The following is a 25,395-nucleotide window of genomic DNA, read 5'->3' on the forward strand; positions in this document are numbered from 1 at the left end:
GACTCGGGGGGACGATGTCGCAGCAGACCAGCCAGGACCCGGCGATCGGCGCCGACGCACCGCTCGGGGCGCCCGACGACCGGGACCGCCGCGCCGCCGTGATCGAGGCGCTGGGCCTGATGGGCTCCGGCCCCGAGGAGCGCTTCGACCGGATCACCCGGATGGCGCAGGAGCTCTTCCAGGTGCCGGTGGCGGAGATCCACATCCTCGACGAGACGACGCTCTTCACGAAGTCGCCGCAGCCCGAGGGGCCGGTGTCCTACCCGCGCGCGGGGACGTTCTGCGATGCGACGCTCGCCCAGCGGAGCACGCTCGTCGTCCCCGATCTGGGCGCCGACGGAGCCTGGGCGCAGCACGTGCACGTCTCCGGACCGCCGCACGTGCAGTTCTACGCCGGGCGCCCGCTCACGGTGGACGACGGCCTGCAGCTCGGGACGCTCTGCCTGCTCGACTTCGTCCCCCGCGCGCTCAGCCCGGAGGAGGAGCTGCTCTTCGAGGAGTTCGGCCAGTGGGTCGAGCGCGAGCTGCGCGATACCGCGGAGTGGGACCGCGCCGCCGACGTGCAGGCCCGCCTCTCCCCCACCGCGTTCCGCCATCCCGCCGGCTACGACCTGGCCGGGGCGTCGCTGCCCAAGTGGCAGATCTGCGGCGACTTCTACACCTGGACCGCGACCGAGGCGGTCGTCGATCTGACCCTCGTCGACGTGATGGGCAAGGGGACCGGCGCCGCAATCCTCGCCGCCGGGATCCGCGCGGCGTTCCGCGCCCGGGCCGGCGGCGCTCCGGACGCGGTGGTCGCCGCGGTCAGCGAGCAGCTGCAGCCGGACTTCTCCGCCACCGAGACCTTCGCGACGCTCTTCCACGGCCGGCTCGACACCGCGACCGGCCGGGTCGACTTCGTGGACGCGGGCCACGGGCTCACCGTCCTGCTCCGCGCCGACGGGACCTTCCACCGCCTCGCCGCGCTCGGCCTCCCCCTCGGCATCGCGGAGGACGGCGGCTGGGTCACCCAGACCGTCGATCTCGCCGTCGGCGACTCCCTGGTCTCCTTCACCGACGGGGTGCTCGACCTCTTCGACGGGACCCTGCAGTCGCTCGTCCTCGCGGCGGACCTCGTCCGCACCTCCGAGGGCGCCATCGGCTTCCTCACCGCCCTGACCGCGCTCGCCGGCTCCGGCCGCGCGCTCGACGACATCACCGCGCTCCTCGTGACGCGGACCCACGACACTCCGCGCCCCGCCGCGGACACCGACCAGGAGCAGGCATGACCTTCAGCACCGAGACGATCGCTCCCGGCGTCGCCGTGATCACGGCGGCGGGCCGGCTCAATCTCGCCGCGGCACGGGATCTGCGGACGGAGGTGCGCAGCGCTCTCGACGAGGGCAGCAGCCGCATCGTCGTCGAGCTGAGCGAGGTCACCTTCATGGACTCGTCCGGGCTCGGCGCGCTCGTCGCCTGCCTCAAGAGCGCCCGCCAGGCCGGGGGCGACCTCCGGATCGCCGCCCCGAGCGAGCAGGTCACCATGGTGCTCGAGCTCTCCAACCTCGACCGCGTGCTCGTCGGCTACGCCTCGGCCGGCGACGCGTACCGTGACTGAGCGCACCCTCGCCTTCCGGACGCCGCCCGACGACATCGAGCTCGTGCACGACCTGCTCGACTCGCTCTTCGGCGAGCGCGCCGACGTCGGCGCCCGCGACCGGATGGAGTTCGAGACGGCGCTCGTCGAGCTCGTCTCCAACGTGATCCAGCACGCCGTCTCGACCACCGCGGTCCTCTGCCGCCTCGTCGTCACCGTCGACGACGAGGCGCTCCGGGCCGAGCTGGTCGACACCGCGGATCCGCCCGGCGTCGACGCCGGACCGCGGGAGATGCCGGACGCGTTCGCCGAGTCGGGTCGCGGGATCGCCCTCATCCAGGCACTGGTGACCGACTTCGACTACGAGCGCACCGCGAGCCGCAACCTCTGGTCGATCCGCAAGGACCGCGCCCTGCAGGCCTGACGCGCGGGGTCGCCCGCGCTCAGCCGATCGTGTGCGCCGTGATGACCGCCGCGGCGCGCGCGAGGTCCTCGACGACCTCCTCCTCGCCCAGGCGGGGGGACGCCCGCAGCACCTCGACGCTGACCGCGCCGTAGCGCTCGTCGACCCCCGCGAGCAGCGCGGTGCCGGAGTCGGTCAGCTGGAGCAGGACGCTGCGCCGGTCCTGCGGGTTCGAGACGCGGTCGAGATGGCCGGCCTTGGCCAGGCGGTCGAGCAGCGCGGTCACCGCCCCTGTCGTCAGCGACAGCTCGAGCCCCAGCCACTTGGGCGTCAGCCCGGGCGACTCGGCGAGCGCCTCCAGCGCGCTCAGCTCCGAGATCCCGATCCCGGCGTCGAGGGCGACCGCGGCGCGCAGGTGGCGCTGCGCCGTCTCGAGCTGCCGCAGCGCCTGCCGGAGGGCCGCGCCGGCGGTCTGCTCGCCGCCGTCGGCGGGGGGTGTGGTGTCGGGATCCATGCGGCCTTCTCGGGTGTCGGAGCGGGGGTGGGAGCGAGTGTCGGAGCGGCGACGTCGCCGTCGGGATGGCTGTCCCCACAACAGGGGGTATTAGGACGATTGCAAAGTATCTTTGCCATCAAGTAACTTACTCGACAAGCCAGAAAAACACCCACAGCGAACTGCACGGCAGTTCACCTTCTACCCGATCAGGAGTCCTGTCATGTCGAACCACACCGCAAAGCGCAAGCGCGTCCGTTTCGCCCCCCTCGTCCTCGCCACCAGCGTCGCCGCCGCCGCGCTGCTGTCGGTCTCGATGTCCGGAACCCTCTCCGGCTTCGTCGCCAGCATCACCAACACCAACAACACCGCGGCCTCCGGCTCGCTCGTCATGGAGGAGAAGTCGACCGGCACCACGCCCGTCACCTGCCTCAGCACCGACGGCGGCTCGGTCAGCACCAACACCGCGACCTGCTCGACCATCAACAAGTTCGGCGGCTCGACCACCATGGTCCCCGGCCAGACCGTCAGCACCTCGATCACCATCAAGAACGCCGGCACCGTCTCGGCCAACACCTTCACGCTGACCCCGGGCGCCACCTGCGCCCAGTCGGTCAACACCGCCGCCGGCTCCTCGGGCACCGCGACCGACTTCTGCTCCAAGCTGAACGTCGTCATCACCTCCGGCAGCACCACCGTCTACAGCGGCACCGCCGCCGCGCTCGCCGGCACCGCCGCCAAGTCGCTCTCCGCCGCCCCCGTCACCGCCGGCACCAGCACCCCCTTCACCATCGCCGTCACGCTCGACTCCTCGGCCGGCAACACCTACCAGGGCCTGTCCGCCTCGCTCCCCCTCACCTGGACCTTCGCCAGCTGATCGAGCCTCCCCGGCTCGCGCCGATCGAGGAACCCTCGATCGTCACCTGATCAGCTCATGCTGATCGAGTAGCCCGCAGAGCGGGCGTATCGAGATCCACCACCGAAGACCGCTTCCCCCGAAGCACCCGCCCCACCCCGAGAAACGCCCCCGCAACACCCGACACCCGCACCCCGGGGGCCGCCGCCCAGGCGGCCCCCACCCCGCCGAGGAGGTGGACCCGTGACCACGCTGCAGACCCGCCCCGCCCCCGCGCTCCCCGGATCCACCGCCGTCCCCACCGGCACCGCCTCCCCCCTCACCCCCGCCACCACCGTCTCCACCCCCGAGCCCCGCTCCCCCCGCTCCCGCCTGCGCACCGTCGCGACCTGGACCGTCACCGCCCTCGTCGCTGCCCTGGTCGTCGCCGCCTTCCTCTTCCACGCCTCCGGCGGACGCTGGTTCATCGTCCAGACGCCGTCGATGGGCACCGCCGCTCCCGTCGGCACCCTGGTCCTCACCGCCCCGACGCCCCTCGAGGACATCCGGGTCGGCGACGTCGTCAGCTTCCACCCCACCACCACCCCCGACGAGACCTACACGCACCGCGTGGTCGACCTCGCCGAGGACGGCACCCTGGTCACCCGCGGCGACATCAACGGCGCGACCGACCCGTGGGCGACCGGCGCCGAGCAGCTGATCGGCGAGGTCGTCGTCGCGCTCCCCGGCGCCGGCTGGCTCGCGAAGGGCCTGCCGATGCTCCTCGCCGGCACCGTCCTCGTCCTGCTGCTCACCCGCCTGCTCTCCTCCCCCACCCACCGCGCCGCGATGCGGGTGCTGGGGATCTCGCTCGTCGCCTCCTTCACGGTCTTCGTGCTCCGCCCGTTCGTCGGCATCGTCGTCCTCGAGGCGACCGTGGAGGACGGGCAGACGGACGCCTCGCTCGTCTCGGTCGGCATGCTCCCGATCCGCGTCACGGCCGTCGGCGGCACCCATGCCGACCTCGTCTCCGGCCAGGTCGGCAGCATCCAGGTGCCGGCCAACGGCGAGGACTTCTACAACGTGTCCTCGGCGCTGCACCTGCCGCTCTGGGGCTGGATCCTCTTCGGGGCCCTCTGCGCCACCCCCGTGCTCTGGACGATGCTGGTCGGACTCCCCGCCGAGGCCGAGCCGCGCGGCGAGCACGGCCGCCGGGCCCGCGCCACCGAGACCGCGCCGACCGAGACCGAGCCGGCCGAGACCGCCGAGACCGCCGAGACCGCCGAGACCGCCGAGACCGAGTCGGCCGCCCGATGAGCCGCCACCGCCGCACCCGCTCCGGCCTCCTGGCCCGCCTCCGCTCCGCGGCGCCGCGGACCCCGCGCACCACCCTCGCCGCGCTGCTCGTCGCCGCGCTCTCGGCCGTGCTGTTCCTCGCCCCCGCCACCTCCGGCGCCTACGTCGCCTCCATCCGCAACTCGAACAACACCGTCGGCAGCGCGGCGGCCTTCTTCACCTGCGACTCGGCGGTCGCCGCCGACAGGGGCGACGCGCTGTTCTCCTACACGCTCGCGCAGGCCACCGGAGCGACGACCGCCGTCGACACCGACTCCGGCGCCTACCCCGGCACCTACCGTCCGGCGATGACCAGCTCCGCGACCACCCCGAAGGCCTGCCCGCGCGACGCCGGCGGCTCCTGGCTGCTGAACGGGACGAACGGCTACCTCAGCACGCCGCTGCAGCTGGCCAACCCGACCACGTTCAGCACGGAGATCTGGTTCAAGACCACCGTCGCGGGCGGCAAGCTCTTCAGCTTCAACAGCAGCCGCGACACCGCCGGCAGCCAGTACGACCGGCACACCTACATCGGCGCGGACGGCCGCCTCGTCTTCGGCATCTACAACAACGGCGTCCAGTCGATCACCAGCCCGAACCCGGTCAACGACGGAGCCTGGCACCACGTCGTCTCCACCCTCTCGCCGACCGCCGGGACGAGCCTCTGGCTCGACGGCGTGAAGGTCGCCGGCAACACCGCCTTCCGCAGCGCGGAGAACACCACCGGCTACTGGAAGATCGGCTACGACACCCTCGGCGGCTCCTGGACGAACGTCGGCCCCGCCTCCTTCTCCGGCAGCCTGCGCTACGCCGCCGTCTACTCGACCGCGCTCACCGCGACCCAGATCCAGAATCACTACAACGCCGGCCGCTGAGCCGCCGCTCCGCCCCGACCTGCACCGCCCTGCCCTGCCCTGCACCGCCCTGCACCCGCACCGCTCAGCCCTGCTCCGCCTCGCCCGCTCCCCTCCGCACCCGAACGGATCCCGCCATGACCAGCACCCCCGCGCCCGGACTCTCCCGCCGCTCGCTCACCACCACCGCCCTCTGGACCGTCCCCGTCGTCGCCGTCGCCACGGGCGCGCCCCTCGCCGCCGCGTCGACCACCCCCTGCACGAGCGTCACGCAGTTCGCCGCGACGAACGCGAGCGGCAACCCCGCCGTCCTCGGCGCGACCTCCGCGTCCGGCCGCACCTCGACGGTCCGCATCACCTCGACCCTCGCCGCGGGCACGACCGACCTCTCCGGCGGCACGCGCTACAACATGAGCCAGAACGGCTCGGGCTGGGCCGGCAACGCTCCCGGCGGCGTCCCCTCCGAGTACTCCTTCGCCGGCTTCGGTCCGGCGGGAGCGCTCGTGCTCAATCAGCGTCGCGAGGGCGACCTCGCCGTCCTGCCCACCCCCGGATCCGACGCGCAGACCCTGACCTTCGAGTTCCGCGACGCCGACGGCGCGCTCTTCGACCCGGTCGACTTCCAGCTGACGGTCTTCGACATCACCTCGAACACCGACGCGAACTCCTGGGTGCCGACCTACTGGGACGCCGTCGGCTTCAGCACCGAGCCGACCTCGATCGCCACGTCCGGCTCCCTCCCCGGCGCCGGCGCCGGCACCCTCGCCGACCCCTTCCGCCGCGCGACCGGGAACGAGTACACGACGGCGGGCGTCACCCGCTCCGACACCTTCCGCTTCGGCGTCTTCCCCTCGGGCAGCACCCTCACCTACACCCAGCACGACGGCCGCCAGGGCTGGCACTTCGTCTCGCTCACCGACCTCCGCTTCGGCGCCGACGACTGCTAAAGTCGTCCCGGACGCGTTGCTTGCGACGCTCCACTTCCGAGGCCCACGCGAGAGCGTGGGCTTTCGGCGTCTCCCCGCCGCGCTGCCAGGATGAGGGCATGCGCGCTCTCGTCCTCGACTCCGTCCGCGGCGAGCCCGAGGTCCGCGAGGTCCCGACGCCGGTCGCCCCGGCCGACGGCGTCGTCGTGCGGGTGCTGGCCACCGGGCTGTGCCGGAGCGACTGGCACGCCTGGGCCGGGCACGACGACATCGCCTTCCCGCACGTCCCGGGGCACGAGCTCGCCGGTGTGATCGCCGAGGTCGGGCCCGAGGTCCGGAACTGGGCGGTCGGCGACCGGGTGACCGTGCCGTTCGTCTGCGGCTGCGGCCGCTGCGAGTGGTGCCTGCAGGGCGACGCCCAGGTCTGCCCGGACCAGGAGCAGCCCGGCTTCACGCACTGGGGCTCGTTCGCCGAGTCCGTCGCGCTGCACGCGGCCGACACCAATCTCGTCGCGATCCCGGGGGGCGTCGACTTCGCGACCGCCGCGAGCCTCGGCTGCCGGTTCGCCACCGCCTACCGCGCGCTCGTCGGGCGGGCCCGGGTGCAGCCCGGCGAGTGGGTGACGGTGATCGGAGCGGGCGGCGTCGGCCTCAGCGCCGTCATGGTCGCGCACGCGCTCGGCGCCCGCGTGATCGCGGTGGACCGCAACGCCGCGGCGCTCGAGGTCGCGGCGAGTGTCGGCGCCGAGCACGTCCTCCTCGCCGACGGCCGCGATCTGCCGGCCGCCGTGCACGCGCTCACCGGCGGCGGGAGTCACGTCGCCGTCGACGCCGTCGGCAGCGAGCAGACCTGCGCCGACGCCCTCCTCAGCCTGCGCCGGCGCGGCCGGCACGTGCAGATCGGCCTGCTGCCGCCGGTCGAGGGCCACCCGCGCGTGCCGATGGCGCGCGTGATCGCCTGGGAGCTCGACGTCCTCGGCAGCCACGGGATGGCGGCCCGCGACTACCCGGGGATGCTGCGGCTGATCGAGCAGGGCGTCCTCGCCCCCCAGCGCCTGATCGAGCACACCATCGGACTCGAGGAGGCGGCCGAGCTGCTCCCCGTCTTCGACCGCGCGAGCCCGGCGGGCATGACGATCATCGACCCCGCGCGCTGATCTGCTCACTCCGCGGCGGGACCTCCGAGCACTCGCAGCACTCGCGCCCTCTCCGCGACGTCGTCCACGATGTAGCGGTGGCGGGGAAGCAGCAGCGCATCGGAGTACGTGCGCCTCAGAAGCGCCGCTCCCTCCTCCGCGGTGGTGTAGCCCGAGACGTTGTACAGCGTCGCCGCGTCGGACAGGTCGCGCTCGTCCCGTGCGGCGTGAAGCTTCATCGCGAGGAGGTACTCCGGCGAGGGGACCTGGACCAGGAGGGACTCGGAGTCGAAGACCGTCCGAGCGTCATCGTCCTGGCCGGGCAGGAAGCCCTTCGCGGCGTCGTTGATCCAGTCGGGCTCGAGGCCGTGAAGCTCGCCGAGCTCAGCGGCGATCTCCCGGACGGCGGAGGCCGGAGCGAACGCGGCATCGACGTCACGCGTCACCCGCCCTCCGTCGTACTCGAGTGCCATCGCTGCCCCGCCGACGACGAAGAGCTGTGCCTGCTGGCCGCGGTCCTCCAAGCGGTCGGAGAGCTCCTGGAACAGCGCCCGGAGTTCCGAGGCGTCGAGCTCTCCGTCGCCGGTCATGCGCGCGCCAGGGACCGTCCAGTGATCAGGATCCCGCGCTGGCGGAAGGCACGAGGGCTGTCCCGTTCGGCCTCCTCGCGGAAGATGCTCGGCACGGAGGGATACCAGGCCTCGACACGACGCTCAGCAGCCGACGCCCACGCGGGAGTCTCCCACCCGTCTCGTCCGGCCAAGTGATCCGCCAGAGCCGCGAACGCCGCATCGAGCTCGGCGGCACCTGTCCGCCCGGGCTCTTCCGAGAACACCCCGGAAGCGACCTCGGTACCGGCCCGCTTCGCCGTCGACACGTAGTCGTCGAGTGTCTGCAGGATCCCGAACCTCCAGCAGGTCTCGAGCGACTCACCCTCGGCGAGCAGCTGCTCGACTCGGCGCGCGTTCCCCGCCGCAGTGTGCAGGACGCCTGCTCTGCGCCCGACCGGCGAGGAAGGCTGCTCGTCCTCGAGCTCGAGGAGCGCCCCGATCGACAGCACGTGACCTGTGAACTTCATTCCGTGACCTCGTCTCAGCGTGACCAGAGTAGTCCGGCACCGGCGGCCGCCTCCAGACGGCCGGCCCGCAGAGGGGCGTAGGTAACCGCTTTCCGATACGCTGGCCGGATCATGCAGCGCAGACGAGACGACCGCAGCCGCCCGCTCTCCGGAGTCCGACCGTGATCCCCCGGATCGGGCTCGTCGGCATCGGCGGCTACGGCGCCTCGCACCTCGGCGCCGTCCTCGCGGCGCACCGCGACGGCCGCGTCAGGCTCATCGGCGTCGCCGACCCGCGGCCGCCGGTCGAGGGGCTGCTCCCCGACGGCGTCGCGCACCACCCGGACGCGACCGGCCTCTTCGCCGCCGGCGGCACCGACGTCGTCATCATCAGCACCCCGATCCACACCCACGCGGCGATCGCGCTCGCGGCGATGGACCACGGCAACGACGTCCTGCTGGAGAAGCCGCCCGCCGCCTCGCTCGCCGAGTTCACCGCCATCACGGAGCGCGCCGCGGCGACCGGCTCGCTCGTGCAGGTCGGCTTCCAGAGCCTCGGCTCCTCCGCGATCCCGGCGATCCGCGCGGCCGTGGCCGACGGCGAGATCGGCGACGTCCTGCGCTACGGCGCCTCGGGAGTCTGGGTCCGCGACGACCGCTACTGGTCGCGCTCCCCCTGGGCCGGCCGCCGCACGCTCGACGGCGCGGTCGTCGCCGACGGCGTCCTGACCAACCCCTTCTCGCACGCGACCGCCACCGCCCTCGCGATCGCCGGCGCCGACCGGCTCGAGGACGTCGTCGACGTGCGGCTGGACCTGCGCCGCGCGAACGACATCGAGGCCGACGACACCTCGGTCGCCGTCCTGACCCTGGCCGACGGCCTGCGGGTCACGACCGCGGTCACCCTCTGCGCCGAACGGCCGGAGGAGCCCTCCGTCGAGATCGTCGGCACCCGCGGGACGCTGCGGTTCTACTACACCCTCGACGTGGTGCAGCTCGTGCGCGAGGACCTGCCGCCGCGCACGCTGCAGTTCGACCGGATCACGCCGTTCGAGGGGCTGCTCGCCGCCCGAGAGCTGGGCACGCCGCTGCACGCCGGGATCGAGCGCACCGGCGGCTTCCTCCGCCTGCTCGAGGCGGTGATGGCGGCTCCGTCGCCGCGCGCGCTGCCCGCGGACGCCTGGCGCGAGGTGCAGGACGTCGAGGGGCGCCACCGCGTGGTCGACGGAGTCGAGCACGCGCTGCAGGAGGCGCTGCGCCGCGAGACGACGTTCGACGCGCTGGATCTGCCGTGGAGCTGAGCGCGTCGCTCCTCTAGAAAGAAGAAGCCCGGTCCGCCGCTCACCCTCCAGCGACGGCGGACCGGGAGTTCAGGGGTGCGCCTCTCAGAGGTGCGGCGACACCGTCTCGGCGAAGGACGCGACGACGCGCTCCGCGACCTCGGGGTACGCCGTGTCCCAGACCTCCTGGTGGAAGATCTCGACCTCGACGTCGCCGGCGTAGCCCGCCTCGACGACCGCGCGGGTGAGCGATTCGAAGTCGATGACACCCTCGCCCGGGTAGCGGCGCGCGAGCAGCACGTCGGCCGGCAGCGGGGTCGCCCAGTCGCAGACCTGGTAGCTCGCGATCCGGCCCTCCGCTCCGGCGCGGGCGATCTGCGCGAGCACCTGCGGGTCCCACCAGACGTGGAAGGTGTCGACGACCACGCCGACCGCGGCCGCGTCGAACGGCGCGGCGAGGTCGAGGGCCTGGCCGAGCGTCGAGACGACGGCGCGGTCCGAGGCGTACATCGGGTGCAGCGGCTCGATGGCGAGCTGCACGCCCGCCGCCGCGGCGTCGTCGGCCAGCTCGGCCAGCGCCTCCTGCACGCGGGCCCGGGCGCCGATCACGTCGCGCGAGCCGGCCGGCAGCCCGCCGGCGACGAGCACGAGCGCGGGGGCTCCGAGCGCGGCGGTCTCCTCGATCGCACGGCGGTTCTCGTCGATCGCCGCCCGCCGCTCCGGACCCTCGGGCGCGGTGAAGAAGCCGCCGCGGCAGAGGGAGGAGACGCGCAGGCCGGAGTCGGCGACGAGGCGCACGGCCTCCGCCAGCCCGACCTCGGCGACCGGCTCGCGCCAGAGGCCGATCGCGGACATCCCCGCGGCGACCGTGGTGTCGAGCGCCTCGGCGAGCGAGGCGTGCTTGATCGTGGCCTGATTGAGCGAGAGGCGCGGGTCGGCGCTCACGCGGTGACCGCCTCGACCAGGTGCAGCGCCTCGACGCCGCGGGTGACCTCGACGCCGTTCAGCGCGAGCAGCCCGGTCCAGCGGTCGGCCGCGAGCTCCGGCCGCTCCAGCGCACCGGAGGCGTTCGCGAGCCGGACGATCTCGGACAGGTGCGGCAGCGAGCGCGCGGAGTGCAGCCCGCCCACCATCGAGAAGGCCGGCTGGTGGCCGTTCAGCCAGGAGAGGAAGGCGACGCCGGTCTTGTAGTACTGCGTCGGCGCGGCGAAGACCTGGCGTGAGAGCGCCTCGGTAGGGCCCAGCACGCGGCGGTACTCGGCGGTGTCGCCCGCGTCCAGTGCCTGGATGGCGGCGGAGGCGCTCGGTGCCAGCGCGGCGAAGGCGCCGAGCAGCGCGTCCGACCAGCGCGGCGTGCCGTCGGCGTCGGGGGCGCCCTCGATCAGGCCGACGTAGTTGAAGTCGTCGCCGGTGAAGAGGGTCGCACCCTCGGGCAGCCGGGAGCGCAGCGCGATCTCGGCGTCCGCGTCCAGCAGCGACATCTTGATGCCGCGCACCGAGTCGAGGTTGTCCTCGATGATCCGCTGCACGACCGGGAAGGCGTCGACCGGGTCGGCCGCGCCGAAGTAGCCCTCGAGCACGCCGTCGAAGGCGGTGCCGAGCCAGTGCAGGACGACCGGCTTCGTGGCGCGGGCGAGCACGGCGGCGTAGACCCGCTCGTAATCGGCGGCGGTCTCCGCGGCGCGGGCCAGGTGACGGCTGGCCATCAGCACGACCTCCGCCCCCGCGTCCTCGGCGAAGGCGAGCTGCTCGACGTAGGCGTCGATGACGGTGTCCAGCGGGACGACGTCCTCGGTGAGCTGGTCCGTGTTGATCCCGACCACGAGCGCCCCGCCGACCGAGGCGGCCTCGGCGGCGCTGCGGCGGATCAGCTCCTGCGTCGCGGTCCAGTCCAGGCCCATGTTGCGCTGCGCGGTGTCCATCGCGTCGGCGACGCCCAGCCCCCAGGACCAGACGTGGTGGCGGAAGCCGAGCGTGGCGTCCCAGTCGATCTGGGCCGGGTGGCCGGGCCGGTTCTCGCCGTGCACGAGCGGCACGACGTGCGCGGCGGCGTAGGCGGTGCGCGAGCGCAGCGGAGCGGTGGGCCGCGTGTGCGCGGGAGCGGGCAGCAGCTCGATCGAGCGGGTCGCGCCGTCGGCGCCGAGCAGGGTCAGCCCGCTCACTGGACGGCGCCCGCCTGCACGAGCACCTCGGCGTCGGCGGCGGCGTCGAGCGCGGCGACGTCGATCCGCCGGCCCTCGCGGGAGGACTCCAGGCCCAGCTCGGCCAGGCGCACGCCGCGCGCTCCGGCGAAGAAGTCGTACTCGTGCGGAGCGTCCTCGACCACGTGGCGGATGAACTGCTCCCACTGGGTCTTGAAGCCGTTCTCGAACACGTCGTTGACGGGCAGCTCCTGCCAGTCCTCCGCGTAGTCGTGCGTCTCGGGCAGGTCGGGGTTCCAGGTGGGCTTGGGGGTCGCGACGCGCGGCTGGATCTTGGCGCCGAAGAGGCCGACCACGGCCGAGCCGAGCGTGCCGTCGACCTGGAACTCGACGAGCTCCTTGCGGTCGACCCGCACGACCCAGGAGGAGTTGAGCTGCGCGGTGATGCCGCCGGCGAGATCGAAGATCGCGTAGGCCGCGTCGTCGGCCGTCGCCGTGTAGGGCGCGCCGTTCTCGTCGACCCGGGTCTCGATGTGGGTGGTCGCCTTGGCGTAGACGCCCTCGATCGGTCCGAAGAGGTTCTCCAGCACGTAGTTCCAGTGCGGGAACATGTCGACGATGATGCCGCCGCCGTCCTCGCTGCGGTAGTTCCAGCTCGGGCGCTGCGCGGCCTGCCAGTCGCCCTCGAAGACCCAGTAGCCGAACTCGCCGCGGACGCTGAGGATGCGGCCGAAGAAGCCGGAGTCGATCAGGCGCTTGAGCTTCTGCAGGCCCGGCAGGTAGAGCTTGTCGTGCACGACGCCGTTCTTGATGCCGGCCTCCTTGGCCAGTTCGGCGATCTCGAGCGCCTCGGCGTAGGACTCCGCGGTGGGCTTCTCGGTGTAGATGTGCTTGCCGGCGGCGATCGCCTTCTTGATCGCGGGGACGCGCGCCTTCGTCACGAGGAAGTCGGCGTAGACCTGCCACTTCGGGTCGGCGAGCGCGGCGTCGAGGTCGGTGGTCCAGTTCGTCAGGCCGTGCTTGCCGGCGAGCTCGGCGAGCTTCGCCTCGGAGCGCCCGACCAGCAGCGGCTCGACCTGCACGCGGGTGCCGTCGGAGAGCAGCACGCCGCCCTGCTCGCGGATCGCCAGGATCGAGCGGACGAGGTGCTGGCGGTAGCCCATCCGGCCGGAGGCGCCGTTCAGGATGATCCCGAGGGTGGGGGTGGTCGACTCTGACACGGTGCGCCTTTCGGAGGAGTGGGAAGCGTTTTCCTGATGCTAGCCGCGGACCGGTCCTGCGGGCAAGCGCTTTCCCATCCAGCGGAGGAACGGCAGTGGGCGGGTCTCGATACGCGCTGCGCGCTACTCGACCAGCACGTGCGGACCCGCGCCGACACGCTTGCACGTGTTCCATGCTGATCGAGTAGCCCGCGCAGCGGGCGTATCGAGATCCACCACCGTTAGAACAGGGGTCTGCAGACCTGCCCTTCGGGGGACGGCGGGTCTCGATACGCCCCTGCAGGGCTACTCGACCAGCATGGCGCGCGCTACGCGGCCGGCGCGACTCGCGGCGGGGTGCTCGCGCGCAGGACGACGCGGGTGGGCAGCTCGACCGAGGCCCCGTCGGCGTCGTCGCCGAGGGCCGCGGCGACGGCGCGCTCGCCGAGCGCTGCGAGCGGCACCGCGACCGTGGTCAGGCCGGGGTGCACGTCCTCCGCGATGGGCGCGTCGTCGAAGCCCGCGACGCCCATGCCCGCGCCGGGCTCGACTCCGGCCGCGCGCATCGCGGAGGCGACGCCGACCGCCATCAGGTCGGTGACGGCGAAGACCAGGTCGATGTCGGCGGAGCGCCCGGCCAGCAGCGCGGCTGCGGCGTCGAACGCACCGTCCCGGGTGAGCGGCGCCTCGACGATCAGATCCGGATCGACGCTCACCCCCGCCGCGGACAGCCCCTCGAGGAACCCCGCGACCCGGTCGGACGACGTCAGCACCGCCTCCGGACCGCGCACGATCGCGCAGCGCCGGTAGCCGGCCTCGGCGAGCGCCGCCGCGAGCGCACGCGCTCCGGCGCGGTTGTCCACCTGCACCGAGGGGAACGGCAGCCCGCCCTGGCTGATCATGGCGACCCGCCCGCCGGACGCCTCGTAGGCCTGCAGCTCGGCGATCAGCGCGTCGCGGTGCCGGTCGGCGGCGAAGCGGCTGCCGGCCAGGACGATCGCCCGCGGCCGCCCACCGCGCAGCGAGCGGACCAGGCCGAGCTCCTTGTCCGGGTCGCGGTCGGTGACGGCGATCCGCACGTCCAGCCGCGACGCGTCGGCCGCGCCGATCACCCCGGAGGCGATGCCCGAGAAGTACGGGTCGGTGATGTCGCTGACGAGCAGCGCGATCGTCGAGGTGGTCCCGCGCGCGACGGCCTGCGCCGCCGGATTCGCGGAGTAGCCCAGCTCGGCCGCGGCCGCCTCGACCCGCTCGCGGTACTCGCCCTGCACCTTGCGGGCGCTGCCGTTGAGCACGCGCGAGGCGGTGGCCAGGGACACTCCCGCCGCCCGGGCGACGTCGTGCAGCGTCGCGGCGGCGGTCGTTCGTCGTGCTGCCACGGTGCTCCTCGGGGTCCGGCGGCGGCTTCCCGCGCGCTCGCCAGTGTACGGAGGAGCCGGGACGCGGAGGAGGCGGGTGTCCGCGGAAGGGCGCTTCGCTCAGCCCTCGTCGAGCGGCGACACCCCGGTCAGCTCGACGGCGCGGTCCCAGAGCCGGCGCGCGGCGTCCCGGTCGCGGGCGGCGCGGTTCGGGTTCACCTGGCGCGGCGCCCCGCGGACCTCGCCGAGGCCGCCCGGTCCGTAGTAGGCGCCGGAGCGCGCGTCGGGCGAGGTCGCCGCGAGCAGCGTCGGCAGCGCGCCGTCGTCACCACTCTGCCCGACCGTGCGCATCAGCGCGCCCATGATCGCGCCCTGCCCGTCGCCGGTGTGCGTGTGCAGCTCGGTGACCGACATGCCGGGGTGCGCGGCCATCGAGCCGACGCTCGAGCCGGCCCGGCGCAGGCGCCGGTGCAGCTCGAACGCGAAGACGAGGTCGGCCAGCTTCGACTGCCCGTATGCCGGCCACGGGCTGTAGCGGCGGCGCTCCCAGTTCAGGTCGTCGAAGTCGAGCGCGCCGAAGCGGTGTGCGAGGCTCGAGAGCGACACCACGCGGTCCGCGATCCGCGGCAGCAGCAGCCCGGTCAGCGCGAACGGGCCGAGGAAGTTCGTGCCGAACTGCAGCTCGAAGCCGTCCGCGGTGCGCCCCTCCGGGACCGCCATGATGCCGGCGTTGTTGACCAGCACGTCGATCGGCCCGGTCGCCTCGGCGAACTCGCGCACCGAGGCGAGGTCGGCGAGGTCGAGCCGCCGGACGACGACGTCGCCGCCCATCCGCTCGGCAGCCCGCTCGCCCTTCTCGACGGTCCGGCAGGCGAGGACCACGCGGGCGCCGTGCTCGGCGAGCGCCCGCGCGGTCGCCTCCCCCAGTCCGCTGTTCGCGCCGGTGACGACGAACGTCCTGCCGGTCTGGTCGGGGATGTCTGCGGCGCTCCAGGAGGTCATCCGCCCACCCTAGATTCCGGGCGTGCACGCCACCTGGACGCTCGTCAGTCCTCGGTCCAGCGGTACCAGTGCGCCACGACGACCGGGCCGAGCTCGAGAAGAGGAGAAGCGTCTCGTCGCCGGCGCTCCTCGGCGCTCCCGGTCAGGCCGATCCGGGCCTCGGGCGACATCGGCAGGATCTCCAGGACGACGTCCCCGGAACCCGCGTTCAACTCGTCCAGGTCGAGCACCCACGGCCCACCGTCCCAGAACTGATCGGCGACGACCTCGCCGTCGACGAGGATCCGGGCGACGTCGCCCGCCCAGTGGATCTCGAGCTCGCGGCGCTGCGCCGCCGGATCGGTCTCCGGCAGCTCGAGCCGGTGCGCGGCCGCGGCGGCGAAGTCGGCGTCCCGGGGTGCGGAGGCGCGCCCCGCGGACTCGCCGTAGGACACCGGCACGGCGTCGCTCGCGCGGAGCAGGGGCGCCTCGACCGCCTCCGTCTCCGGCCGCATCGACGCCGCTGATCCGGCGACCGGGACGAAGCGCTGCCCTTCCGGGTCGTAGGCGCGCGGCAGGCGGCTCCCCGCCCGGACGTCCCCCGCGATCCGCCCCGCTCCGTCGAGCCAGACCGGGTCCTCCGACAGCACGAGGCGGCGCTCCCCCGAGCCCTGGTCGACGAGCACCGACGCCTCCTCGCCCGCCTCCGCCGACAGGACCAGCACCGAGCACGCCCCGCCGTCGCCCTGCGCCCGTACCAGCACCGGCTCCTCGACATCGAGGCGGAGGAGCGCGCCGTCCCGCCGCTCCCCGTCCACCGCCAGCCGCGTGCCCTCGGCGAAGGCGAGCTCGGCGACGACGCCCGCGGCCGCCACCAGGACCAGCGTCGGCTCCGCCCCGTCGAGGAGCGTCAGCGGCGTCGCGGTCGCCCAGTCCAGCCGGACCCCGCCGACCGTCAGGCGCACCGGCCAGACCATCAGCGTCCCGGCCGGCACGGGCGTGCTCACCGAGGGGAACCGCACGACCTCGTCGTCGAGACCCACCTCGAGCACCACGCCCGGGTGCTCCGGCAGCGGCTCGTGCGGCTGGTGCCAGGTGACGAACACGAAGCCGCTCGACCCGTCGCTCCGCAGCGCCCAGCGCAGCGTGTCCGTGTCCTGCTGGTCGACCGGCAGCTCGTCCGGCAGCGTCGACGGCATCTGCGCGAGCCGCTCGCCGAAGGCCTCGAGGAAGGCGTGCTGGCGCCGCAGCAGCGCGAGGGTCGGCGACGGCCGGCCGCTCGCTCCGATCGGCGCGCGGAAGTCGTAGTCGAACCGCGGCAGGTCGTTCGGGTAGCCGGTCGCCTGCGACTCCTGCAGTCCGTCGGCGGCGGCGCTGCGCGGGTTCGTCCCCCCGGTGTACATGTAGTAGCCCTGCCAGGCCGAGCCGTTGCCGATCTTGGTGTGCGCGACCGCCGCGATGTCGAGCGGCTGCACGGCCGGGCGCCGGTGGTAGGCGGTGGCCATGCCGCCGCCGAGCTCGCAGGTCGCCGGCGGGTAGTCGAGCGAGGGGGCGCGGGGCGTCACCGCGTCCGTCGTCGCGCCGCGGACGTCGGCGCCGATGCCCGGGTCGTCCCACTGGTGGCTGAAGAAGAAGTGGTCGCGGAACGTCGAGTCCCACGGCGAGTCGGACTCGACCCAGAAGCCGTCCGCGTAGCCGCCGAACAGCGGCAGCACCTCGTCCAGCGGCAGGTCGGCGCCGCCCCAGCCCGTCGACGTCCAGATCGGCGCCGTCAGCCCCGCCTCCCGGGCCAGGCCCTTGAGGGTCCGGATGTGCCCGGGCTGGTCGTAGATCTCGTTCTCGATCTGGATCGCGACCACGTTGCTGCCCGGTCCGCACCGCGACGCCAGCTCGCCGCCGAGCGCGCCGAACCAGTCCCGGACGAGCTCGAGGTACTCGGGGTCGTCGGTCCGGTGCTCCACCTCGGCGGCCTGCACCCAGTCCGGGAAGCCGCCGTTGCGGACCTCGCCGTGGCACCACGGCCCCACCCGCAGGACGACGTCCAGCCCGACCTCGGCGCAGAGGTCGACGAATGCGCCGACGTCGAGGTCCCCGTCGAAGCGGCGCTCTCCGCGCACCTCCTCGTGGTGGATCCAGATCACGTAGAACGCCACGACCGTCACGCCGCTCGCGCGCATCAGCCGCAGCCGCTCCTCCCACCGAGCGCGCGGCACGCGGCTGTAGTGCAGCTCACCGGAGACCGGGATGAAGGGCCGACCGTCGCGCAGCACCGAGCGGCTGGTCAGCCGCCAGCGGCCGTGGCGGTCGACCGCGGTGCTCATCGCGGGCTCCCGCGCGGGCGCGGCCCACGGGAGGTGCCGCACAGTGGCGGTGCTGACGGTGTCCTGGCGTGCTGCGGTCATCGAGATGCTCCTTCGGATCCGGTCGACGATCCCGTCCACGCTAGCGGGAGGCCGATCCGCAGGTGCCGCCGTCAGCGCCGCGCCCGCGTCGACGCCCGCGCGACCAGCTCCGGCAGGAACACCGTCTGCCGCGGGATCAGCTCCGGGTCCGCCGCCTCCTCCAACAGCACGCGCAGCGCCGTCCGCCCGATCACGGAGCTCGGCTGCCGCATCGAGGACAGCGGCACGGCGGCGGCCGCGGCGAACGAGATGTCGTCGAAGCCGATCAGCGCGATCTCGTCCGGCACCAGCATCCGCCCGTCCACGGCGAGCGCCTGCAGCAGCCCGAGCGCGACCAGGTCGTTGGCCGCGAAGAGCGCGTCGGGGCGGTCGCGGCGCGGCCGGGCCAGGATCCGCATCCCGGCGGCGACCCCCTGCGCGACGGTCAGCGCCGTGGTCGCCACGACCTCGAGATCGACCGACGCATCGCTGTTCTCCACCGCGACCCGCGCGCCCGCCAGCCGGTCGGTGACCTGGCGGATCTCGAACGGCCCGCCCACGAAGGCCAGCCGGCGCCGCCCGGTCGCGATCAGGTGCTCGGCCGCCATCCGCCCGCCCGCGACGCTGTCGACCGAGACCGAGCTGTAGCGGCCGTCGCCGCTGAAGCGGTCGACCAGCACGACCGGCACCCCGCGCCCGCGCAGCTTCTCCAGCCGCTGCGAGATGTCGCCGTACGGCGCGATCAGCACGCCGCGCACCTGCTGCTCCTCGAACAGGTCGAGGTACTGCCGCTCGCGCGACGGGTCCTCGTCGGTGTTGCCGTAGAGCACGGCGATCTGGTGGCGGGAGGCCTCGTCCTCGGCGCCGCGCACCACGTCGTTGAAGAACGGGTTCTGCCCGTCGAGCACCACGAAGCCGACGGTCGAGCTCACGCCGTTGCGGAGCTTCCGGGCCGCGTCGTTCCGCACGTAGCCGAGCGACTCGACGGCGGCGTTCACCCGGGCGAGCGAGTCGTCGGAGACCTCGTCCGGCCGGTTCAGCACGTTGGAGACCGTGCCGACCGAGACGCCGGCGCGCAGGGCGACGTCGCGGATGCTCACTCGCGCCACATCGCCTCCCTTGGGACGCCGAGCCGCATCTCGCGTTGACCGCTCCGGCTCAGCGTCCCTATAGTAGCGATGAAGCTGGATGAATCGATTCAGGTCCTCTTCATCCGAAGCCGGGACCTGACCGCGATTCCCCTCGATGAGGAGGTACCACCCGTGGCATCAGATCCGCCACCCGCACTCGAGCTCGCCCGCGTGGTCAAGGCGTTCGGCGCCGTCGTCGCGCTGCGCTCGGGCACCATCGCCGTGCACCGCGGGTCGATCCACGCGCTGGTCGGCGAGAACGGCGCCGGCAAGTCGACGCTCGTCAAGATCATCGCCGGAGTGCACCAGCGCGACGCGGGCGAGTTCCTCCTCGACGGCGAACCGGTCGACTTCTCCTCGACCGCGCAGTCGAAGGCCGCGGGCATCGCCGTGATCTACCAGGAGCCGACGCTCTTCCCCGATCTCAGCGTCACCGAGAACATCTTCATGGGCCGGCAGCCCCGCGGTCGCCTCGGCCGCATCGACCGCAAGGCGATGCGCACCGAGGTCGTCGGCCTCTTCGAGCGCCTCGGCGTCCGGATCGACCCCGACCGCCCCGCCGAGGGTCTCTCGATCGCCGACCAGCAGATCATCGAGATCGCCAAGGCCATCTCGCTCGACGCGAAGGTCCTCGTGATGGACGAGCCGACCGCCGCGCTCTCCGGCGTCGAGGTCGAGCGCCTCTTCACCGTCGCCCGCTCGCTCCGCGACGAGGGCCGGGCGCTGATCTTCATCTCGCACCGCTTCGACGAGGTCTTCTCGCTCTGCGACGCCATCACCGTGATGCGCGACGGCGCCTACATCTCCACCACCGCCACCGAGGACGCCACCGTCGACGGCATCGTCCGCGAGATGGTCGGCCGCGACATCACCGAGCTCTTCCCCAAGCAGGCGACCGAGATCACCGACGTCCTGCTCGAGGTGAGCGGCCTCACCTCGGCCGGCGTCTTCCACGACATCTCCTTCACCGTCCGCGCCGGCGAGATCGTCGGCCTGGCCGGCCTCGTCGGCGCCGGCCGCAGCGAGGTGGCCCGCGCCGTCTTCGGCGTCGACCCCTACGACTCCGGCTCCGTCACCCTCGTCGGCGGCCGGATCCCGGCGGGCAGCCCCTCGGCCGCCATGCGCGCCGGGCTCGCTCTCGTCCCCGAGGACCGCCGCAAGCAGGGCCTCGTGCTCGACTCCTCCGTGTCGCGCAACATCACGATGGCGATCCAGAAGTCGCTCTCCAAGGGCGGCCTGATCACCGGCCGCCGCGAGAACACCGCCGCGCGCGACTGGGCCGCGCGGCTCGAGGTGAAGACCGACGCGCTCGACACCGTCGCCGGCACGCTCTCGGGCGGCAACCAGCAGAAGGTCGTGCTGGGCAAGTGGCTCGCCACGAACCCGAGGGTCCTGATCATCGACGAGCCGACCCGCGGCATCGACGTCGGCACCAAGTCCGAGGTGCACCGGCTGCTCTCGCAGCTCGCCGGGGAGGGGATGGGGATCCTGATGATCTCGTCCGAGCTGCCCGAGGTGCTCGGCATGGCCGACCGCGTCCTGGTGATGCGCGAGGGGCGGATCACCGCCGAGCTCGACCGGGCCGAGGCCACCAGCGAGACCGTCATGCTCGCCGCCACCAGAGGAGCAGCCGCATGAGCACCGCCCAGGCACCGACGCAGAAGCGCGTGCCCGCTGCCAAGCCCAACGCCTTCGCCTCCGGCTTCGGCTCCTTCGTCCGGGCCCGCGAGACCGGCATCCTGCTCGCGCTGATCCTCGTCGTCATCGCGACGACCGCGAAGAACCCGACCTTCCTCTTCTCCCCCGACGGCTGGCGCGACCTGCTGCTGACCCCGTCGATCCTCATCCTGATCGCGGTCGGCCAGGCCATCGTGATCATCACCCGCTCGGTCGACCTCTCGGTCGGCTCGATCCTGGGGCTGACCGCCTACCTCACCGGCCGGCTGTTCCTCGACGTGCCGGGGATCCCGATCCTCGCCGTCTTCGCCGCCGGCATCGTCTTCGGCGGACTGCTCGGGCTGATCAACGGCGCGCTCGTCGCGTTCGCGAAGGTCCCGGCACTGGTGATCACTCTCGGCACGCTCTACGCCTATCGCGGCATCAACGTCGCCTGGACGGGCAGCGATCGGATCAACGCGTCCGACATGCCCAAGGACTTCCTCGCCCTGGGCACCGGGCAGTTCCTCACCATCCCGTACCTCACGATCATCGCGCTCGTCGTGCTGATCGCCTCGGGCTGGTACCTGCGCAACCAGCGCGCCGGCCGCGAGTTCTACGCGATCGGCTCCGACCCGGACGCGGCGCGGCTCTACGGCCTGCCCGTCACCCGGCGCATCCTGGTCGCCTTCGTCGTCTCCGGCGCGCTGACCGGCCTGGCCGGCGTCCTCTACGCGGCGCGCTACGGCACCGTCAACTCGCAGGCCGGCTCCGGCTACGAGCTCGACGCCGTCGGCGCCGCGGTGATCGGCGGCGTCGCGATCTTCGGCGGCTCCGGCACGGTCTGGGGCGCAGCGATCGGCGCGGTGCTGCTGCTCACCATCAACCGGGCCCTGCCGATCCTGGGCGTGCCCGACTTCTGGCAGCGGGCGGTGGTCGGCGTGCTGATCATCGGCGCCATCGTGCTCGACCGCGTGCTCTCCCTCCGACAGTCCCGCAAGCTCCTCGAAGAGAGGGACGACTCCTGATGAGCCTCGTCACCGACACCACCGCCGTGCGCACCGCGCGCGAGTACCGCGACTACGCCCGGCCGGCCTGGCAGCGGATCCTCTTCAGCCGCGAGACGGCGATCGTCCTGCTGCTGATCCTCGTGATCGTCGTCGCCTCCGCCTCGGTGAAGAGCTTCGACAAGCCGATCACCATCACCTACCTCTTCCTCGACATCGCTCCGACGCTGCTGATCGCGCTGCCGATGACGCTGATCATCATCACCGGCGAGATCGACCTGTCGGTCGCCTCCACCGTCGGGCTGGCGAGCGTGCTCACCGGCACGCTGCACCAGGCCGGAGTGCCGTTCGAGGTCGCAGCGCTGATCGCGATCGTGGCGGGCGCCGTCGGCGGAGCGCTGAACGGCTTCCTGGTCACCGTCGTCGGACTGCCCTCGCTCGCCGTCACGATCGGCACGCTCGCGCTCTACCGCGGGCTCGCGGTCGGACTGCTCGGCACCACGGCCGTGACGGACTTCCCCGAGTTCTGGACCGACCTCGCGAAGGCGAAGCTCGTCGGCCCGGTGCCGCTGGTGGTGCTGCCGTTCGCGATCCTGGCGATCGTCTTCGCGGTGGTGCTGCACTCCACCCGCTTCGGCCGCGGCGTCTTCGCCATCGGCCTGAACGACGAGGCGGCGATCTTCTCCGGCGTGAACGTGAACCGCACCAAGTTCATCCTGTTCGTGGTCTCCGGCGCCGTCTCCGCGCTGGCCGGCATCTACTACACGCTCCGCTACGGCTCCGCCCGCGGCGACAACGCGACCGGGCTCGAGCTGCAGGTGATCGCGGCCGTCCTGCTGGGCGGCGTGTCGATCTTCGGCGGCCGCGGCGCCCTGCACGGCGTGATCGCCGGCGTGATCCTGATCGGCGTGATCGCCTCGGCCCTGCGCCTCGCGAACGTCACCTCCGACGTCATCAACATCATCACCGGAGTGCTGCTCGTGCTCTCGGTGGTGTCCACCAGCTTCCTGGCCTGGCTGTCGCGACTGCGGCGCTCGGGCAGGAGACGCCCCTGATCCCGCATCACCGGCACAGCACCCGCACCACCCCGCACCACCCCCACAGCACCTCGACGAAAGGCAGACGATGATGTTCTCCTCCCGTGGGCGCCGCCTCGGCACCCTCACCGCACTGGCCGTCTCGGTCGCGCTCGTCGCGACCGGCTGCTCCGCCTCCGACGGCGACTCCAGCTCGGACGCCGGCGGCGACTCCGGCTCCGGTGACTACTCGATCACCTTCCTGCCGAAGAACCTCGGCAACGCGTACTTCGACACCTCCGACGCCGGCGGCGAGAAGGCCATCGAGGAGTTCGGCGGCACCTACGCCGAGGTCGGGCCCGCCGAGGCCTCCCCCGACGCGCAGGTCTCCTACATCAACACGCTCACCCAGCAGGGCGCCGGAGCGATCGTCGTCTCGGCGAACGACCCGAAGGCGATCTGCGACGCGCTGAACGAGGCGCGCGACAACGGCACCAAGGTCGTCACCTTCGACTCCGACACCAACGCCGACTGCCGCGACCTCTACATCAACCAGGCCACCGCCGAGGGCATTGCCAAGGCGCAGGTCGACCTGATCACCGAGCAGATCGGCGACAGCGGCGAGGTCGCGATCCTCTCCGCCTCCGCGAACGCCACGAACCAGAACGCCTGGATCGAGCTGATGGAGGAGGAGCTCACCGCGAACCACCCGGACGTCACGCTCGTCGACACCGTCTACGGCGACGACGACGACCAGACCTCGTTCGACAAGACCGCGGCCCTCCTGCAGACCCACCCCGACCTCAAGGGCATCATCTCGCCCACGACGGTCGGCATCGCCGCCGCCGCCCGCTACCTCTCCACCTCGGACTTCAAGGGCAAGGTCGCGCTGACCGGTCTCGGCACGCCGAACCAGATGCGCGAGTTCGTCGAGGACGGCACCGTCACCGCGTTCGCGCTGTGGAACCCGGGAGACCTCGGCTACCTCGCCGCCTACGCCTCGAAGGCCCTGATCGACGGCGACATCACCGGCGCCGAGGGCGACACCTTCGAAGCCGGCGACCTCGGCTCCTTCACCGTCGACGCCGACAACACCGTCCTGCTCGGCGACCCCTTCACCTTCACCGCCGACAACATCGCCGACTTCGACTTCTGACCCGTCGCAGCCCTGCTGATCGCGGCATGCTGATCGAGTAGCGCCCGCAGGGCGCGTATCGAGATCCACCGTCCCTGAAACGGTGGGTCTCGATACGCCGCTCCGCGGCTACTCGACCAGCATGTTTCCTGCTGGACCAGCATGTTCCTTGCTGATCGAGTAGCGCCCGCAGGGCGCGTATCGAGATCCCCCACCGAAAGGCCCCACCCCATGCAGCGCGTCTGCTTCCAGCTCCAGGTGCGACCGGAGCGCATCCCCGAGTACACCCGCCGCCACGCGGCCATCTGGCCCGACATGGCCGCCGCCCTGAAGGCCACCGGCTGGAACAACTACTCCCTCTTCCTCCGCCCCGACGGCCTCCTGATCGGGTACTTCGAGACCCCGTCGCTCGAGGCCGCCCGCGCCGGGATGGCCGCCACCGAGGTCAACGCCCGCTGGCAGGCCGAGATGGCCGAGTTCTTCGTCGAGCTCGACGGAGCCCCCGATACGGGCTTCCTGCAGCTGACCGAGGTCTTCCATCTCGAGGACCAGCTGCCCTGACTCCCTCCTCCTCCCCGACACCCATCGGACAGAGCCGCGGCTCCGAATGATGCACGGGGTCGATCGAGGAGGTCGCAAGGATGTCGTTCAACAGTCGCCGCTGGCAGGTGCGCACCATCGTGGCCCGCGTCCAAGCCACCGCCGCCGTCGGCACCGCGGGTCTGGACACGGCCGCCCGCGCCGACCGCAAGCTCGAGATCCTCCGCATCGCGGACGGCGTCGACGCCGGCCGGGTCAGCAACGACGAGGCCGTCGCCGCGTTCGAGCGCCTGGCGGAGGAGCTCCGTCCGCACTCCGAAGGCAGCCTGGGGTCCGCCGGGTGCTGAGCGCTCCGTGACCGCCGACGCCCTGTCCGCTCCGGAGGGCCTTGTCCCGGGCCTCGCCGACGGCGACCACGCCGCGTTCCGCCGGCTCTACGAGCGGACCGTGCGCCGCGTCCGCTCGATCACCGTCGGCATCCTGCAGGACCACGCGCAGGCCGAGGAGGTCGCGCAGGAGACCTACTTCGAGCTCTGGCGCTCCGCCGGCCGGCACGCGGTCCTGGAGGAGCAGCAGCACCTCGTCGCCGTGATCGCCCGCCGCCGCGCGATCGACCGGGTCCGCGCCTCTCAGTCCTCCCGCGAGCGCGACCACCGGTACGCGATCCACAGCTACCTCCGCGAGATCGACGAGGCGGAGTCGCACGGCGAGATCGTCGGCGAGTTCAGCCGCGCCGCCGCCGAGATCCGCCGTCTCGCGCCGAAGCACCGCGACCTGCTCTTCCTCGCCTACGTCCGCGGCCTGACCCACGCCGAGATCGCCACCGAGCTCGGCCTGCCGATCGGCACCGTCAAGACCCGCCTCCGCGACACCCTCGCCCGCCTCCGCCGCGAGCTGACGCCCCCGCCCCCCTGACGCGCACTGCACGCCGGCCGAGCAGCCGCGCAGCGCCCCCC

26 protein-coding genes are annotated in these 25,395 nt (G+C 72.8%); 16 read left to right on the forward strand and 10 right to left on the reverse strand.

Translation table 11 applies throughout. From position 1 onward, the window contains the following. Positions 1 to 14: 14 nt before the first annotated feature. The 3 genes from EDF22_RS14160 to EDF22_RS14170 are packed head-to-tail and all read left to right on the forward strand — an operon-like array spanning position 15 to position 2,000. Positions 15 to 1,268, forward strand: coding sequence for a PP2C family protein-serine/threonine phosphatase (locus EDF22_RS14160; RefSeq protein ID WP_123705479.1), 1,254 nt, complete (start codon positions 15 to 17; stop codon positions 1,266 to 1,268). Next, positions 1,265 to 1,597 (forward strand): STAS domain-containing protein, encoded by a 333-nt coding sequence (locus EDF22_RS14165; RefSeq protein WP_123446750.1) that lies wholly within the window; start codon positions 1,265 to 1,267, stop codon positions 1,595 to 1,597. Before EDF22_RS14160 ends, EDF22_RS14165 begins: the two co-directional genes overlap by 4 nt. Beyond that, on the forward strand, positions 1,590 to 2,000 hold the full coding sequence (locus tag EDF22_RS14170; protein WP_123705480.1) for an ATP-binding protein: 411 nt from the start codon (positions 1,590 to 1,592) through the stop codon (positions 1,998 to 2,000). The genes EDF22_RS14165 and EDF22_RS14170 overlap by 8 nt, the downstream gene beginning before the upstream one ends. Before the next feature lie 19 nt (positions 2,001 to 2,019). On the opposite strand, the gene EDF22_RS14175 is transcribed toward EDF22_RS14170, so the two are convergent. Then, complete coding sequence (locus tag EDF22_RS14175) at positions 2,020 to 2,493, reverse strand: MarR family transcriptional regulator (RefSeq protein ID WP_123705481.1); 474 nt, start codon at positions 2,491 to 2,493, stop codon at positions 2,020 to 2,022. A gap of 202 nt (positions 2,494 to 2,695) precedes the next feature. Here EDF22_RS14175 and EDF22_RS14180 point away from each other — a divergent pair, with 202 nt between their 5' ends. The 5 genes from EDF22_RS14180 to EDF22_RS14200 all read left to right on the forward strand — a co-directional run bounded on the left by EDF22_RS14180 (position 2,696) and on the right by EDF22_RS14200 (position 7,579). Further along, positions 2,696 to 3,349 (forward strand): hypothetical protein, encoded by a 654-nt coding sequence (locus tag EDF22_RS14180; RefSeq protein ID WP_123446753.1) that lies wholly within the window; start codon positions 2,696 to 2,698, stop codon positions 3,347 to 3,349. Positions 3,350 to 3,571: 222 nt separating this feature from the next. Next, positions 3,572 to 4,624 carry a S26 family signal peptidase gene (locus tag EDF22_RS20905; protein WP_185038940.1) on the forward strand — a complete coding sequence of 351 codons (1,053 nt, stop codon included), beginning with the start codon at positions 3,572 to 3,574 and terminating at the stop codon, positions 4,622 to 4,624. Further along, positions 4,621 to 5,517, forward strand: a complete 897-nt coding sequence (locus EDF22_RS14190) for a LamG domain-containing protein (protein WP_123705482.1) — start codon at positions 4,621 to 4,623, stop codon at positions 5,515 to 5,517. The genes EDF22_RS20905 and EDF22_RS14190 overlap by 4 nt, the downstream gene beginning before the upstream one ends. A gap of 116 nt (positions 5,518 to 5,633) precedes the next feature. Next, positions 5,634 to 6,443 carry a hypothetical protein gene (locus EDF22_RS14195; RefSeq protein ID WP_123705483.1) on the forward strand — a complete coding sequence of 270 codons (810 nt, stop codon included), beginning with the start codon at positions 5,634 to 5,636 and terminating at the stop codon, positions 6,441 to 6,443. A gap of 98 nt (positions 6,444 to 6,541) precedes the next feature. Beyond that, positions 6,542 to 7,579, forward strand: coding sequence for a zinc-dependent alcohol dehydrogenase family protein (locus EDF22_RS14200; protein ID WP_123705484.1), 1,038 nt, complete (start codon positions 6,542 to 6,544; stop codon positions 7,577 to 7,579). A 5-nt stretch (positions 7,580 to 7,584) separates the two neighbouring features. Here the strand turns inward: EDF22_RS14200 and EDF22_RS14205 are convergent, their stop codons facing one another. After that, positions 7,585 to 8,148 (reverse strand): DUF6036 family nucleotidyltransferase, encoded by a 564-nt coding sequence (locus tag EDF22_RS14205; RefSeq protein ID WP_123705485.1) that lies wholly within the window; start codon positions 8,146 to 8,148, stop codon positions 7,585 to 7,587. Next, positions 8,145 to 8,618 carry a hypothetical protein gene (locus EDF22_RS14210; protein ID WP_260303464.1) on the reverse strand — a complete coding sequence of 158 codons (474 nt, stop codon included), beginning with the start codon at positions 8,616 to 8,618 and terminating at the stop codon, positions 8,145 to 8,147. Before EDF22_RS14210 ends, EDF22_RS14205 begins: the two co-directional genes overlap by 4 nt. A gap of 179 nt (positions 8,619 to 8,797) precedes the next feature. On the opposite strand from EDF22_RS14210, the gene EDF22_RS14215 reads away from it, so the two are divergent. Beyond that, a complete protein-coding gene (locus tag EDF22_RS14215) occupies positions 8,798 to 9,916 on the forward strand; it encodes a Gfo/Idh/MocA family protein (protein WP_123705487.1) in 1,119 nt (372 codons plus the stop codon). Between the two features lie 84 nt (positions 9,917 to 10,000). Here EDF22_RS14215 and EDF22_RS14220 read toward each other — a convergent pair whose 3' ends face one another. The 7 genes from EDF22_RS14220 to EDF22_RS14250 form a co-directional block, all read right to left on the reverse strand. Continuing rightward, positions 10,001 to 10,840 (reverse strand): sugar phosphate isomerase/epimerase, encoded by an 840-nt coding sequence (locus EDF22_RS14220; RefSeq protein WP_123705488.1) that lies wholly within the window; start codon positions 10,838 to 10,840, stop codon positions 10,001 to 10,003. Continuing rightward, positions 10,837 to 12,057, reverse strand: a complete 1,221-nt coding sequence (locus EDF22_RS14225) for a DUF993 family protein (RefSeq protein ID WP_123705489.1) — start codon at positions 12,055 to 12,057, stop codon at positions 10,837 to 10,839. Before EDF22_RS14225 ends, EDF22_RS14220 begins: the two co-directional genes overlap by 4 nt. Then, complete coding sequence (locus EDF22_RS14230; protein WP_123705639.1) at positions 12,054 to 13,199, reverse strand: Gfo/Idh/MocA family protein; 1,146 nt, start codon at positions 13,197 to 13,199, stop codon at positions 12,054 to 12,056. The genes EDF22_RS14225 and EDF22_RS14230 overlap by 4 nt, the downstream gene beginning before the upstream one ends. A gap of 365 nt (positions 13,200 to 13,564) precedes the next feature. Continuing rightward, on the reverse strand, positions 13,565 to 14,614 hold the full coding sequence (locus EDF22_RS14235) for a LacI family DNA-binding transcriptional regulator (protein ID WP_123705490.1): 1,050 nt from the start codon (positions 14,612 to 14,614) through the stop codon (positions 13,565 to 13,567). Positions 14,615 to 14,713: 99 nt separating this feature from the next. Further along, complete coding sequence (locus EDF22_RS14240) at positions 14,714 to 15,595, reverse strand: oxidoreductase (RefSeq protein WP_123705491.1); 882 nt, start codon at positions 15,593 to 15,595, stop codon at positions 14,714 to 14,716. A 44-nt stretch (positions 15,596 to 15,639) separates the two neighbouring features. After that, complete coding sequence (locus tag EDF22_RS14245; protein WP_123705640.1) at positions 15,640 to 17,976, reverse strand: beta-galactosidase; 2,337 nt, start codon at positions 17,974 to 17,976, stop codon at positions 15,640 to 15,642. A 71-nt stretch (positions 17,977 to 18,047) separates the two neighbouring features. Further along, complete coding sequence (locus EDF22_RS14250; RefSeq protein WP_123705492.1) at positions 18,048 to 19,064, reverse strand: LacI family DNA-binding transcriptional regulator; 1,017 nt, start codon at positions 19,062 to 19,064, stop codon at positions 18,048 to 18,050. A 153-nt stretch (positions 19,065 to 19,217) separates the two neighbouring features. On the opposite strand from EDF22_RS14250, the gene EDF22_RS14255 reads away from it, so the two are divergent. From EDF22_RS14255 to EDF22_RS14285, 7 genes are all read left to right on the forward strand, one after another. Then, positions 19,218 to 20,723 (forward strand): sugar ABC transporter ATP-binding protein, encoded by a 1,506-nt coding sequence (locus tag EDF22_RS14255; RefSeq protein ID WP_260303467.1) that lies wholly within the window; start codon positions 19,218 to 19,220, stop codon positions 20,721 to 20,723. Then, a complete protein-coding gene (locus EDF22_RS14260; protein WP_123705494.1) occupies positions 20,720 to 21,769 on the forward strand; it encodes an ABC transporter permease in 1,050 nt (349 codons plus the stop codon). The genes EDF22_RS14255 and EDF22_RS14260 overlap by 4 nt, the downstream gene beginning before the upstream one ends. Further along, a complete protein-coding gene (locus EDF22_RS14265; RefSeq protein ID WP_123705495.1) occupies positions 21,769 to 22,803 on the forward strand; it encodes an ABC transporter permease in 1,035 nt (344 codons plus the stop codon). Before EDF22_RS14260 ends, EDF22_RS14265 begins: the two co-directional genes overlap by 1 nt. A 70-nt stretch (positions 22,804 to 22,873) precedes the next feature. Then, positions 22,874 to 23,920 (forward strand): rhamnose ABC transporter substrate-binding protein, encoded by a 1,047-nt coding sequence (rhaS, locus tag EDF22_RS14270; RefSeq protein ID WP_123705496.1) that lies wholly within the window; start codon positions 22,874 to 22,876, stop codon positions 23,918 to 23,920. Positions 23,921 to 24,130: 210 nt separating this feature from the next. Continuing rightward, complete coding sequence (locus EDF22_RS14275) at positions 24,131 to 24,460, forward strand: L-rhamnose mutarotase (protein WP_123705497.1); 330 nt, start codon at positions 24,131 to 24,133, stop codon at positions 24,458 to 24,460. A gap of 80 nt (positions 24,461 to 24,540) precedes the next feature. Continuing rightward, complete coding sequence (locus EDF22_RS14280; RefSeq protein ID WP_123446770.1) at positions 24,541 to 24,786, forward strand: hypothetical protein; 246 nt, start codon at positions 24,541 to 24,543, stop codon at positions 24,784 to 24,786. Between the two features lie 7 nt (positions 24,787 to 24,793). After that, entirely contained in the window at positions 24,794 to 25,354 is a 561-nt protein-coding gene (locus EDF22_RS14285) for a sigma-70 family RNA polymerase sigma factor (RefSeq protein WP_123705498.1), read from the forward strand. The last annotated feature ends 41 nt before the right edge of the window (positions 25,355 to 25,395 follow it).

This window comes from Rathayibacter sp. PhB127 (assembly GCF_003751665.1).
In the GTDB taxonomy this organism is placed as follows: Bacteria; Actinomycetota; Actinomycetes; order Actinomycetales; family Microbacteriaceae; genus Rathayibacter; species Rathayibacter festucae.

Excerpts from the sequence above, each read along its gene's own strand:
- EDF22_RS14160 (WP_123705479.1), top strand. The coding sequence starts at position 15 with ATGTCGCAGCAGACCAGCCAGGACCCGGCGATCGGCGCCGACGCACCG.
- EDF22_RS14165 (WP_123446750.1), top strand. The coding sequence starts at position 1,265 with ATGACCTTCAGCACCGAGACGATCGCTCCCGGCGTCGCCGTGATCACG.
- EDF22_RS14175 (WP_123705481.1), bottom strand. The coding sequence starts at position 2,493 with ATGGATCCCGACACCACACCCCCCGCCGACGGCGGCGAGCAGACCGCC.
- EDF22_RS14180 (WP_123446753.1), top strand. The coding sequence starts at position 2,696 with ATGTCGAACCACACCGCAAAGCGCAAGCGCGTCCGTTTCGCCCCCCTC.
- EDF22_RS14190 (WP_123705482.1), top strand. The coding sequence starts at position 4,621 with ATGAGCCGCCACCGCCGCACCCGCTCCGGCCTCCTGGCCCGCCTCCGC.
- EDF22_RS14195 (WP_123705483.1), top strand. The coding sequence starts at position 5,634 with ATGACCAGCACCCCCGCGCCCGGACTCTCCCGCCGCTCGCTCACCACC.
- EDF22_RS14200 (WP_123705484.1), top strand. The coding sequence starts at position 6,542 with ATGCGCGCTCTCGTCCTCGACTCCGTCCGCGGCGAGCCCGAGGTCCGC.
- EDF22_RS14205 (WP_123705485.1), bottom strand. The coding sequence starts at position 8,148 with ATGACCGGCGACGGAGAGCTCGACGCCTCGGAACTCCGGGCGCTGTTC.
- EDF22_RS14230 (WP_123705639.1), bottom strand. The coding sequence starts at position 13,199 with ATGGGCTACCGCCAGCACCTCGTCCGCTCGATCCTGGCGATCCGCGAG.
- EDF22_RS14240 (WP_123705491.1), bottom strand. The coding sequence starts at position 15,595 with ATGACCTCCTGGAGCGCCGCAGACATCCCCGACCAGACCGGCAGGACG.
- EDF22_RS14245 (WP_123705640.1), bottom strand. The coding sequence starts at position 17,976 with ATGACCGCAGCACGCCAGGACACCGTCAGCACCGCCACTGTGCGGCAC.
- EDF22_RS14260 (WP_123705494.1), top strand. The coding sequence starts at position 20,720 with ATGAGCACCGCCCAGGCACCGACGCAGAAGCGCGTGCCCGCTGCCAAG.
- EDF22_RS14265 (WP_123705495.1), top strand. The coding sequence starts at position 21,769 with ATGAGCCTCGTCACCGACACCACCGCCGTGCGCACCGCGCGCGAGTAC.
- rhaS (WP_123705496.1), top strand. The coding sequence starts at position 22,874 with ATGATGTTCTCCTCCCGTGGGCGCCGCCTCGGCACCCTCACCGCACTG.
- EDF22_RS14275 (WP_123705497.1), top strand. The coding sequence starts at position 24,131 with ATGCAGCGCGTCTGCTTCCAGCTCCAGGTGCGACCGGAGCGCATCCCC.
- EDF22_RS14280 (WP_123446770.1), top strand. The coding sequence starts at position 24,541 with ATGTCGTTCAACAGTCGCCGCTGGCAGGTGCGCACCATCGTGGCCCGC.